This window comes from Pseudomonas sp. SWRI77, assembly GCF_014269105.1.
GTDB classification, from domain to species: Bacteria; Pseudomonadota; Gammaproteobacteria; order Pseudomonadales; family Pseudomonadaceae; genus Aquipseudomonas; species Aquipseudomonas capeferrum.
In genome coordinates this window covers 127,004-139,361 of the sequence record NZ_JABWRV010000016.1, presented here as the reverse complement: position 1 = coordinate 139,361, position 12,358 = coordinate 127,004, and the positions used below count along the sequence as shown (strand labels likewise).

Genomic DNA, 12,358 nt, shown 5'->3' with positions numbered 1-12,358 from the left:
AACGATGCATCGCCGATGGTAGTGTGGGGTCTCCCCATGTGAGAGTAGGTCATCGTCAAGATTCATTTCGCAAAACCCCTATCTGCGCAAGCAGGTAGGGGTTTTGTCTTTGCGGCTGGAAAAGAATTGTCGCCATGCTCGCCATAAGCCCGGGCATGCCCCGTGATATGGTTCCGCATCAGAACCCACTGCCTTCCAGGGAATGCTCAATGGTCAACACCACCACCCTTCAGCCCGGCTTCATGATCGTGCATGGCAACCGCCTCGACGACTTGCGCAGCTTGGTGGTGAGCTGGATGCGTCGGTACCCGTTAGCGCCGTTGGAAAACGAAATTGCCCTGGTGCAAAGCAACGGCATTGCCCAGTGGCTGAAACTGGCGCTGGCTGAAGACCCTGAAGAGGGTGACCTGGGCGGCTGTGGCATCGCGGCCGCGATCGATGTGCAACTGCCTGGCAGTTTCATGTGGCAGCTTTACCGTCGAGTGCTGGGCCGCGATGAAATCCCTGAGGTGTCCTTGCTCGACAAGGCGCCGCTGACCTGGCGCCTGATGCGCTTGCTGCCGTCGTTGATCGAGCGCGAGCACTTCGAGCCCTTGCGGCGTTTTCTTACCGACGATAGCGACCTGCGCAAGCGTTATCAGCTTGCCGAGCGCCTCGCCGACTTGTTCGACCAATACCAGGTCTACCGAGCCGACTGGCTCAAGGACTGGGCGGGCGGTGATCACGTCCTCAATACCGCTCGGGGCGAGCGTAAAGCGCTGCCCCCTGGCAATCGCTGGCAGGCCGAGCTGTGGCGCGCCCTGCTGGAAGATGTCGGCGAACAAGGCATGGCGCAGAGTCGCGCGGGCGTGCATCAGCGTTTCGTCGAGCGCATCAACAGCCTGGAACAAGCCCCTGCGGGCCTGCCATCGCGGGTGATCGTGTTCGGTATCTCTTCCCTGCCGGCTCAGGCACTGGAGGCGTTGGCTGGGCTGGCCCGGTTCAGCCAAGTACTGCTTTGCGTTCACAACCCTTGCCGCCATCACTGGGCCGATATCGTCGCCGACAAAGACCTGCTGCGCCATCAGTACAAGCGCCAACAGCGCAAGCAGGGCATGCCGCTGCTGCTGGATGACCAATCCCTGCACCAGCACGCGCATCCGCTGCTGGCCGCCTGGGGCAAGCAGGGCCGTGACTACATCAACCTGCTCGACAGCTATGACGACCCGGGCAGCTACCGCGGTGTGTTCAGCGAGGGGCGCATCGACCTGTTCAGCGAGGGTTCGCCGACCACGCTGCTCAACCAGCTGCAAGATGACATCCTTGAACTGCGCCCGCTCGCCGAAACCCGTGAGCGCTGGCCGCAAGTCGACCTCGGGCAGGACCGTTCGATGCGCTTTCACGTCGCGCACAGCCCGCAACGCGAGGTGGAGATTCTCCACGACCAGCTCCTGGCACGCTTCAGCGCCGACCCTACCCTGCGCCCGCGCGACGTGATCGTGATGCTGCCGGCAATCGACACCTACGCGCCCCATATCCGCGCCGTATTCGGGCAGTTGCAGCGTCATGACCCACGCTACATTCCGTTCACCCTCACCGATCAAGGCCAACGCGGTCGGGAGCCATTGCTGATTGCCCTGGAGCACCTGCTCAAGTTGCCGGATAGCCGTTTCGCCGTCAGCGAAGTGCTCGACCTGCTCGACGTGCCGGCGGTACGTGCCCGTTTCGCCATCCGTGAAAGTGACCTGCCCACCCTGCATCGCTGGATCGAAGGCGCCGGTATCCGTTGGGGCCTGAATGCCGAGCAGCGCGCCAGCCTGGGCTTGCCGGAAGGCTTGGAGCAGAACAGCTGGCGGTTTGGCCTGCGGCGTATGCTGCTGGGGTATGCTGTTGGCGTAGGTGAGGGCTGTGATGGCATTGAACCCTATGACGAAATCGGCGGCCTGGATGCTGCACTGATCGGCCCGCTGGTGGCCCTGCTGGATGCCCTGGATGTGGCGTGCCAGGCACTGGCCCAGCCCGCGACCGTCACCCAGTGGGGCGAACGCCTGAATGCCTTGTTGCAGGTGTTCTTCCTGGCTGAAGGTGAGCACGACGAGTTTCTGTTGATGCAGCTGCAGGACTTGCGCGATGCCTGGCTGCAAGTGTGCGAAACCGTCGGCCTGCAGGACTCGCTACCACTGACCGTGGTCCGCGAAGCATGGTTGTCTGGCCTGGATCAGGGCAAGCTGTCCCAGCGCTTCCTCGCCGGCTCGGTAAACTTCTGCACCCTCATGCCCATGCGCGCCATCCCCTTCCGGGTGGTCTGCCTGCTGGGCATGAACGATGGTGACTACCCCCGCGCCCAGCAGCCGCTGGACTTCGACCTGATGGCCAGCGACTACCGCCCCGGTGATCGCTCGCGCCGTGAGGATGACCGTTACTTGCTGCTCGAAGCCCTGCTGTCGGCACGCGATCAGCTGTATGTCAGCTGGGTCGGGCGCAGTATCCGCGACAACAGTGAGCGCCCGGCCTCAGTGCTTATCGGCCAGTTACGCGACCATGTGGCTGCAGGTTGGCGTTTGGCCGGCACCGACGCGGGCCCAGGGCTTGGGCCGGACGAGCGGTTGCTGCATGCCTTGACGCAGGAGCACCCGCTACAGCCGTTCAGCCCGCGTTACTTCCAGAAGGGCAGCCCTTTGTTCAGCTTCGCCCATGAGTGGCAGGTGCTGCATCTGCCCGGGCAGGCGCTCGCGCAGCCTGATCCCGATCTGCCGCCCTACGTCGATGATGAAGCGCTGAGCCTGACGCAACTGCACGACTTTCTTCGCCACCCGGTGCGGCACTTCTTCAGCCAGCGTTTGAAGGTGTTCTTCGAGGCCCTGGAGGCGCCGACCCCGGATGAAGAGCCGTTCGTGCTCGATACCTTGCAACGCTATGGTGCCGCCGAAAGCCTGTTGAATGCCGCATTGGCTGACCCGGACCATGCCGAGCCTGCCTTGCAGACGCAGGCCCGCCGCCTGCAAGCCTGTGGCCTGTTACCCCTTGCCGGTTTCGGGCAGCTCTTGCAGGCCGAGCTGATCCAGCCGCTGCCCGATCTGCTACAACGCCATCGCCAGTTGTTGCAACGCTGGCCTCACCTGGTCGAAGGCGCATTGCCTGTTCATTTCGAACAGGGCAGGCATCGCCTCGAAGGCTGGCTGGGCCGGGTTTACCAGGCAGAAGATCAAAGCCTGCTCAGTATCACCACGGTACCGAACACCATCAGCGCCGGGCGCAACAACTACAAGTGGCACCGGCTGATCGCGCCCTGGGTCATGCACCTGGCCGCCTGTGCTGCGGGTTACCCGCTTAACAGTGCGCTGGTGGCCAGTGACCTGACCCTGCTGCTCGCGCCCTTGCCGCAAGGTGAGGCGGCGCAGCTGCTCGGCGACCTGCTGGTAGCGCGCCAGGCGGCAATGAACGCGCCACTGTCGGTGGCAGCCAAGACCGCCTTTGCCTGGCTGGGCCAGGACGATGCCGACAAGGCGCTGGCCGCAGCGGCCCGTGCCTATGAAGGTGACGAGCGCAACAGCTTCGGCGAGCGCAGCGAAAGTATTGCCCTGGCCCGGCAGTTCCGTGATTTCGCCGCGCTCAGCGCCGACGAAACCTTTGAAGGCTGGTGCGAAACCTTGTACCGCCCGTTGTTCAACGCACCCTGGCAGGCCCTGGGCAACCCGGAGAGTGGCGCATGACGCTGGACCGTCCCCTGGCACTGAGTTTTCCCCTGCATGGTAGCCAGCTGATCGAAGCAAGCGCCGGTACCGGCAAGACATTCACCATCTCGGCGCTGTACCTGCGGCTGATCCTCGGCCACGGCGGCGAACAGGCTTTCGGCCGTGAGCTGTTGCCCCCGCAGATCCTCGTGGTGACCTTTACCGACGCCGCCACCAAAGAGCTGCGCGAACGCATACGGGCCCGCCTGGCCGAAGCGGCGCGGTTCTTCCGTGGCGAGCTTGAAGCGGCCGACCCACTGCTGCATCAGTTGCGCGACGATTACCCGCAAGAAGCTTGGCCGCGTTGCGCCAGCCGCCTGGAAATCGCCGTGCAATGGATGGATGAAGCGGCGGTGTCGACCATCCACGGTTGGTGCCAACGCATGCTTCGCGAGCACGCGTTCGACAGCGGCAGCCTGTTCACCCAGACGCTGGAGACCGATCACACCGACCTGCTTGGCCAGGTCATGCGCGATTACTGGCGGCGGTTCTGCTATGGCATGCAGGGTGAGGCGCTGGCCTGGGTGCGTGGCCACTGGGGCAGCCCCGACGCGCTGTTGCCGCGCATTCGCCCGCTGTTCGGTCGGGTACGGGCCCAGCAGCACGAGCAAGAACCCGAGGCGTTGATTGAAGACGCGCTTGCGCAACGTACCGAGCAGTTGGCCCAGCTCAAGGCGCCCTGGGCACAGTGGGCCGATGAGCTGCGGCAGATCTGCCGCGATGCCGTGGCCGCCAAGCTGGCCGACGGCCGCAAGATGCAGGCACGCTACTTCGAACCTTGGTTCGACAAGCTGAGCGCATGGGCCGCCGACGAACACATCGTCGAACTCGACCTGGGTACCGGCTTCACCCGCCTGACCCCGGCCGGCATGGCCGAGGCCTGGAAGTCAGGCGAGCCACCCGATCACCCGGGGCTGCGTGCCATGCAGACGCTACAGCAGCAATTGCAGGCGCTGGCCAGCCCGGATGCGCGGCTGCTCGAACATGCTGCCAGCTGGGTCTCGGCGCGTTTTGAAGTGGAGAAGCGTCGGCGCGCCGAAATGGGCTTCGACGACATGCTGTTGCGCCTGCAACATGCCCTGGCCAGCGAGGCCGGCGAGCGCCTGGCCGGGTTGATTCGTGAGCAGTTCCCGGTGGCACTGATCGACGAATTCCAGGACACCGACCCGGTCCAGTACGGCATCTTCGAGCGGATCTACCAGATCACCGAAAACCGCACCGAAACCGGGCTGTTCATGATCGGCGACCCCAAGCAGGCGATTTATGCCTTCCGCGGCGCCGACATCTATACCTACCTTGCCGCCCGGCGTGCCACCACCGGGCGCCTGCACAGCCTGGACACCAACTACCGCTCGAGCCAGGCGATGGTCGCGGCGGTTAACCAGGTGTTCCTCCAGGCCGAGACGCGAAGCCAGGGGCGAGGGGCGTTCCTGTTCCGTGAAGCCGAAGACAACCCGTTGCCGTTCATCGAGGTGCGTGCCAAAGGCCGTGGCGAACAGCTGCTGGTGGATGGCGAGGTGTGTGCAGCCTTGCAATGCTGGCAACTGCAGAGCGAAGAACCGGTCTCGGGCACCCTGTACCGTCAGCAGTTGGCGGCCAGCTGCGCCAGCCATATCGTCGCCCTGCTCAACGGTGGCCAGCAGGGCACGGCGGGTTTCCGTAACGGCGAAGGCGAACTGCGCCCTTGCCTGCCATCGGATATCGCCATCCTCGTGCGCGACGGCCACGAAGCCCAGATGATCCGTGGCGAGCTGGCTGCTCGGGATGTGCGCAGCGTGTACCTGTCCGACAAAGACTCGGTGTTCGCCGCCCAGGAGGCCCATGACCTGCTGGCGTGGCTGAAGGCCTGCGCCGAACCGGACTCGGAGCGCCTGCTCAAGGCCGCCCTGGCCAGCCTCACCCTCGACCTGTCATTGGCCGCGCTGGACAAGCTGAACCAGGACGAGCGCGTGTGGGAAGACTGGGTCATGCGTTTTCGTCGCTACCGCGAGACCTGGCAGCGCCAGGGTGTGCTGCCGATGCTGCGGCACCTGCTGCACGACTTCCAGCTGCCGCGCACGCTCATCGCCCGCAGTGACGGCGAGCGCGTGCTGACCAACCTGCTGCACCTGGCCGAATTGCTGCAACAGGCGGCAGGTGAGCTGGATGGCGAGCAGGCATTGATCCGTCACCTGGCCGAGCACCTGTCCAGCTCCGGCCAGGCCGGCGAAGAGCAGATCCTGCGGCTGGAGAGCGATGAGCAACTGGTCAAGGTGGTGACTATCCACAAGTCCAAGGGCCTGGAATACCCCTTGGTCTACCTGCCGTTCATCTGCACCAGCAAGCCGGTAGACGGTACGCGCCTGCCGTTGGCCTGGCATGACAGCCAAGGCAACGCCCACCTGACCCTTACGCCTGATCAAGAGCAGATCGCCCGGGCCGATGACGAGCGCCTGGCCGAAGACCTGCGCCTGCTCTATGTGGCCCTGACCCGCGCCCAGCATGCCTGCTGGCTTGGGGTCGCCGACCTGAAACGCGGCAACCAGAAGCACTCGCAACTGCACCGTTCGGCGCTCGGTTATCTGCTGGGCGGTGGCCTTGCCCTGCCGAGTTCCGGGCAACTGGCGGGCTGGCTGCAGGCGTTGGCATCGGCCTGCCCGTACATTGCCTGCCCGCCGCTGCCGCTGGCCGACGATCAGGGGTATCGCATGCCGCAAGCCGAACGTGAGCTGCTGCCTGCGCGCAAACCCCGGCGGGCGGCCGCCGAGAACTGGTGGATCGCGTCCTACAGTGCCCTGCGCGTCGGCGAGCAGACTCTCGGCGCCGACAGCTCGCAGGCCCAGCAACTGTTGGATGACGAAGTGGTCGACGCCCAGGTACTGCGCGAGGTGCCGGCAGAAGGCGGCGATATCCACCGCTTCCCGCGGGGGCCGAACCCCGGTACCTTCCTGCACGGCCTGCTGGAATGGGCCGGCCGTGAAGGTTTCGCCGAGGTCAGCGGCAACCTTGAACTGATCGAGCGCACCGTCGGGCAGCGCTGCAATCGGCGTGACTGGACCGGCTGGATCGCGACGCTGACGCCCTGGTTGCACATGTTGCTGAACGAACCATTGCCTGTCCTGGGCCAGGAAGTAAGCCTGACCCTTGCGCAGTTGCGTCATTACCAGATCGAAATGGAGTTCTGGTTCGCCAGCCATCAGGTCGACGCCGAACAGCTCGATCAGCTGGTGGCGCGCCACACCCACCCAGGCCATGCGCGCCCGGCGGCGCAACCGACGTTGCTCAACGGCATGTTCAAGGGTTTCATCGACTTGGCCTTCGAACTGGACGGGCGCTACTACGTGGCCGATTACAAATCCAACTGGCTGGGCCCGGACATCCAGGCTTACGACAGCTTGGCCATGGAAAAAGCCATCCTCGAGCATCGCTACGACTTGCAGTACGTCCTGTATCTGCTGGCCCTGCACCGTCAGTTGCGCGCCCGGCTGCCTGATTACGATTACGACCGCCATGTCGGCGGCGCCCTGTTCATCTTCCTGCGTGGTGCCAGCAGCAGCGGCCATGGCGTGTACTTCGCCAAGCCGCCGCGTGTGCTGATCGAAGCACTCGATGCACTGTTCCGTGGTGAGTCTGCGCCCGAGCAGCAGGACCTGTTTGCCGGAGCCGCGCCATGAGCCGAAGCCTCACCGACCTGTTGCCCACCCCCTTGCATGCCGAGCACCTGCTGGCCCTCGCGCCGCAGCGCGACAGCGGCGACCTGCTGCTACTGCTGGACCGTTGGGTCGAGCGTGGCTGGCTGCGTGCCCTCGACCGTGCCTTCGTGTCGTTTCTCGAAGAACGTGCGCCCGGCAGCGATCCGTTGCTGTTGCTGGCGGCAGCCTTGGCAAGCCATCAGCTTGGCCATGGGCATGTCTGCCTGGACCTGCAGCAGACCCTGGCCGAGCCAGACTTCGCGCTGTCGCTGCCGCCGGAGGGTGACGCCCTGATCGGCCCCTTGCTGTTGCCTTCGCAACTGCTTGCCGGCCTGGACCTTCAGGCCTGGCGCCAGCGCATCGCGGCCAGCCCACTGGTGGCCAGTGGTGACACACCCGGCCAGCAGGCGCGGCCGCTGGTGATCAGTGGCGAGCGTCTGTACCTGCGCCGCTACTGGAGCTACGAGCGGCGCATCGACCACAACCTGCGCCAGCGCCTGAGCCAGCACGAGGCAGCGCCCAGCGACTTGCCGGCTCGCCTGGGCCAGTTGTTCGACGAAGGCGCCCTGGCTGGCCAGGTCGATTGGCAAAAGCTTGCCTGCGCCCTGGCGACCCGGGCCGGCTTCAGCATCATCACTGGCGGCCCCGGCACCGGCAAGACCACCACGGTGGTACGGTTGCTGGCCTTGCTGCAGGCGCCGGCGGTGGAGCAGGGCAGGCCTTTGCGCATTCGCCTGGCCGCGCCGACCGGCAAGGCGGCGGCGCGCCTGACCGAGTCCATCGGCCAGCAGGTCGAGCGGCTGCAGGTCAGTACTGCCGTGCGCGGGCAGATCCCCACCGAGGTCAGCACCGTGCACCGGCTGCTGGGCAGCCGCCCAGGGTCGCGGCACTTCCGCCACCATGCGGGTAATCCGTTGCCACTGGACGTGCTGGTGGTGGACGAGGCCTCGATGATCGACCTGGAGATGATGGCCAACCTGCTCGATGCGCTGCCACCTCGCGCGCGGCTGATCCTGCTGGGTGATAAAGACCAGTTGGCCTCGGTCGAGGCGGGTGCGGTACTGGGTGACCTGTGCCGGGATGCCGAGGACGGTTGCTACTCGGCCGCGACCCAGGCGTGGCTGGAGCAGATCGGCGGCCAGTCGCTGCAGGGCAGTGGCCTGGTGGCCGGTGATGCGCAGCGCAATCCGCTGGCGCAGCAAGTGGTGATGCTGCGTTTTTCCCGGCGCTTCGGCGAGGGCAGCGGTATTGGCCAATTGGCTCGGCTGGTCAACCGTCAGGAATCGCATGCGGCGCGCAATCTGCTCGCCCTGCCACCGCCTGATGTGAATGGCCTGTCGCTGAAGAACGAACAGGACCGGGCCTTCGACCGTTTGCTGCTCGACGGCCTCAACCGCGGCGCCGAGGGCCCGCAAGGCTATCGCAGCTACCTGCGGACCCTGGGGCGTTATCGGCCGGCACCTGGCACTGCTTATGACGACCCACTGTGGGAGCAATGGGCGAGCAAGGTACTGCACGGTTTCGAGGACTTCCAGCTGCTCTGTGCGGTACGCCGGGGCGCTTGGGGGGTGGAGGGCCTCAATGAGCGGGTGGCTCGGGTGCTGCACAATGCCGGGCTGATCGACGCCCAGCAGCCCTGGTACGAGGGCCGGCCCGTGCTGGTGACGCGCAACGATTATGGCCTGGGCCTGATGAACGGTGACATCGGCATCGCCTTGCGCCTGCCGGATGAGCGGGGCGAGCCGCTGCTACGGGTGGCCTTCCCGCGTAACGATGGCAACGGCGGAGTACGTTTTGTCTTGCCAAGCCGGCTCAACGAGGTGGAAACCGTGTTCGCCATGACCGTGCACAAGTCCCAGGGCTCGGAGTTCAGCCATACCGCGCTGGTGCTGCCGGATGCCCTCAACCCGGTGTTGACCAAGGAGCTGGTGTACACCGGCATCACCCGGGCCAAGCATTGCTTCAGCCTGATCGAGCCACGCCAGGGCATATTCGAAGAGGCGGTGTCACGCAAGGTACGGCGGATCTCCGGCCTGATGCTCGAACAGGTCTGAATCGCCCACTGCTGCCATCATTGCGGCGCGGCCCTTGTAGGAGCGGCCTTGCGTCGCGAAAGGGCTGCGCAGCAGCCCCAGGTTCTGTGTTGCAACAAGGTTCTGTGGTTGCAACAAGGTTCTGTGTTGCAACAAGGTTCTGTGTTGCAACAAGGTTATGTGGTTGCAACAAGATCGCCGGGGCCGCTGCGCAGCCCTTTCGCGACGCAAGGCCGCTCCTACAAAAGCCACGCAAGTCAGGGTTGGCGGCCATGTGCTATCGTTGCGCCAATATCTGAAAGGACTTCGAGAGATTTCCCACATGACCGTGGCCGGGAGGCGATTGACGAGCTGTATGCTTTCGCTGTTGCTGGCCGCCCTGTCGCTACTGGCAGCCCCTGCCTGGGCGGAATCCTCAGCCACCGCTGTGCAAGCACAGCAACGCGCCAAGGCCGTCACCCAGGTGGTGTTGGGAATCTTCAGCTACGCACGCTGGCCAGCCGAACCTGCGCCGTTGCGCCTGTGCCTGGTCGGCCCTACCGAGTACGCCGACGACCTGATCAAAGGGCATGTGCAGGAATCCGGGCGGCCTTTGCAGGTGCGTCGCCTGCTGGCTGACGATGCACAAGTCGCCCAGGCCTGCGATGCTATTTACATCGGCAAGCTCGATCAAGGCCAACGCGATCGGTTGTTCCAGCGCGTCAGCGGTCACCCGGTATTGAGCATCAGCGAGGCCGACGACCCCTGTACCGTCGGCAGCTTGTTCTGCCTGCGGGTCAGCGATCAGCAGGTCGCCTTTGAAGTGAACCTCGACTCCGTGGCCCGTTCGGGCGTACGCATCCACCCCAGCGTGCTGCAATTGTCGCGGCGCCGAGGTGCGCAGCCATGAAAGCTGCCAACAAGCGCATGCGCCCGACCCTGCGTTCGGTGCTCGGCCGTGGGCACCTCAATGTTGCCCTGCTCGCCGTGGGCCTGGTCGGTATTTCGCTGACCGTGCTGGGCGTGCTTGCCCTGCAGGTCTATGCCAACCACAACCTGCACCTGATCGCCCGCTCGATCACCTACACCGCGGAAGCCGCTGTGGTGTTCGACGACCGCGTCGCGGCCAATGAGGCGCTGGCGCTGATCGCCAGTACCGAAGAGGTGGCCGACGCCAAGGTCTTCAACAATGACGGTGAGCAACTGGCCCACTGGCAACGCAACGACAGCGGCATGCTCGCCCACCTGGAAACCCTGGTCGCCACCACACTGCTGGACGAGCCGGTCAACCTGCCGATCATTCATCAGCAGCAAAAGGTCGGGCACATCGAGCTGATTGGCCAGGGCCGCAGCCTGTTGCTGTTCCTGCTCGGCGGGTTGGGCGGGATCCTGTTGTGCATGGTGCTCAGCGCAGTCATCGCCCTGTACTTGTCGCGGCGCCTGCTCGGCGACATCGTCCGGCCATTGCGCGGTTTGGCCAGCGTTGCTCATGCCGCGCGGCGCGAACGGCGCTTCGACCGTCGCGTGCCGGAGGCGCCGATCGCCGAACTCAACGAGCTGGGTAACGACTTCAACGCCTTGCTCGATGAACTGGAGGTGTGGCACAGCCACCTGCAGAGCGAAAACCAGACCCTGGCCCACCAGGCCAGCCATGACAGCCTGACCGGCCTGCCCAACCGCGCCTTCTTCGAAGGGCGCCTCAGCCGTTGCCTGCGCAATGCTGCGCGCCAGCAGGATCACCTGGCGGTGCTGTTCCTCGACAGTGACCACTTCAAGCAGATCAATGACAGCTTGGGCCATGCCGTAGGCGACGAGGTGCTGATCAGCGTTGCCGACCGCATCCGCGCCCAACTGCGTGAGCACGACCTGGTGGCGCGCCTGGGCGGTGACGAGTTTGCGGTGTTGCTGACGCCGCTGCATTCGCGTGAAGACGCCGAGCTCATCGCCGAGAAGATCGTCGCCAGCATGAAGCTGCCGGTGCAGTTGGACAGTGGCAGCAGCATTGCCACCTCGCTGAGTGTCGGCATCGCCTATTACCCGGTGGATGGCACTGACCCTGCCAGCCTGCTCGACGCCGCCGATGCGGCAATGTACCAGGCCAAGCGAAAACGCCGTGGCCAGTGGCAAGTGGCGCAGACGGAACGGTCCGCCGCCGAAATCAAAAACAGGAGTTGAACCCGTGATTCATCGTTTGCGTTTCCCCCTTTGGGCTTTGCTGCTCGCCTTGCTCGCGCTGACCGGCTGCCAGAGCACACCGCCCAAGGGCCTGACTGCCGAGCAGATCGCCGTGCTCAAGCGCGAAGGCTTTGCCCCGACTGATGAAGGCTGGGCCTTCGATCTGTCGGGCAAGGTACTGTTCGGCAGTGACCTGGACGGCCTGAATAGCCAGAGCCAGGCGATTGTCGAGCGTATCGGCAAGGCACTGCTGGGGGTTGGTATCCAGGGTGTGCGGGTGGATGGGCACGCGGATGCCTCGGGCAGGGCGGCCTACAACCAGCAATTGTCCGAGCGCCGGGCGCAGAGTGTGGCCAGAACGCTGATCGGTATCGGCATGCCTGCGCAGAACATCCAGACCCGCGGCCTGGGCAGTACCCAACCGGTGGCCGACAACCGCAGCAGTGCCGGGCGCACCGAGAATCGACGGGTGTCGATTGTTGTCGCGTCGTACTGAGCGATCTCTTGCAGACCGACTCGGTCCCTGCAGGCGCTGGCTTGGCTGCGATCGAGGGCGCAGCCCTCGACTTGGCCGTCTAGCCGTAAGACATTTCTGAGTTTGAAACCAATTGCTTCGGGTTTCGGCATATAGCGAACTATCCTACGCCGCTGTCAGAAGTTGCCACGTAGGCGGGAAAGAGCCCCTGGGATAACGTCCCTGAGTCGCCGTTCAAGGCGATCGGGCTTGAGACCCCCGGACTACATGTGTTGGCACCGCTTCATGGCGGTCGTGCGCGGGCAGGCTTCG

6 protein-coding genes are annotated in these 12,358 nt (G+C 64.8%); all 6 read left to right on the top strand.

Annotated features, from left to right (window positions below; all coding sequences use genetic code 11):
- The first annotated feature begins 209 nt into the window (after nucleotides 1–209).
- The 6 genes from recC to HU766_RS16800 all read left to right on the top strand — a co-directional run bounded on the left by recC (nucleotide 210) and on the right by HU766_RS16800 (nucleotide 12,067).
- Nucleotides 210–3,692 (top strand): exodeoxyribonuclease V subunit gamma, encoded by a 3,483-nt coding sequence (gene recC / locus HU766_RS16825; RefSeq protein ID WP_186658971.1) that lies wholly within the window; start codon nucleotides 210–212, stop codon nucleotides 3,690–3,692.
- Complete coding sequence (recB, locus tag HU766_RS16820; protein WP_186658968.1) at nucleotides 3,689–7,366, top strand: exodeoxyribonuclease V subunit beta; 3,678 nt, start codon at nucleotides 3,689–3,691, stop codon at nucleotides 7,364–7,366. The genes recC and recB overlap by 4 nt, the downstream gene beginning before the upstream one ends.
- Nucleotides 7,363–9,438 carry an exodeoxyribonuclease V subunit alpha gene (gene recD / locus HU766_RS16815; RefSeq protein WP_033702984.1) on the top strand — a complete coding sequence of 692 codons (2,076 nt, stop codon included), beginning with the start codon at nucleotides 7,363–7,365 and terminating at the stop codon, nucleotides 9,436–9,438. Before recB ends, recD begins: the two co-directional genes overlap by 4 nt.
- Before the next feature lie 301 nt (nucleotides 9,439–9,739).
- Nucleotides 9,740–10,306 carry a YfiR family protein gene (locus tag HU766_RS16810; RefSeq protein ID WP_186658965.1) on the top strand — a complete coding sequence of 189 codons (567 nt, stop codon included), beginning with the start codon at nucleotides 9,740–9,742 and terminating at the stop codon, nucleotides 10,304–10,306.
- Nucleotides 10,303–11,571, top strand: coding sequence for a diguanylate cyclase (locus HU766_RS16805; protein WP_186658961.1), 1,269 nt, complete (start codon nucleotides 10,303–10,305; stop codon nucleotides 11,569–11,571). Before HU766_RS16810 ends, HU766_RS16805 begins: the two co-directional genes overlap by 4 nt.
- Nucleotides 11,572–11,575: 4 nt before the next feature.
- The gene (locus HU766_RS16800; RefSeq protein ID WP_186658952.1) at nucleotides 11,576–12,067 is read left to right on the top strand and encodes an OmpA family protein; all 492 of its coding nucleotides are present in this window, start codon (nucleotides 11,576–11,578) and stop codon (nucleotides 12,065–12,067) included.
- Nucleotides 12,068–12,358: the final 291 nt, after the last annotated feature.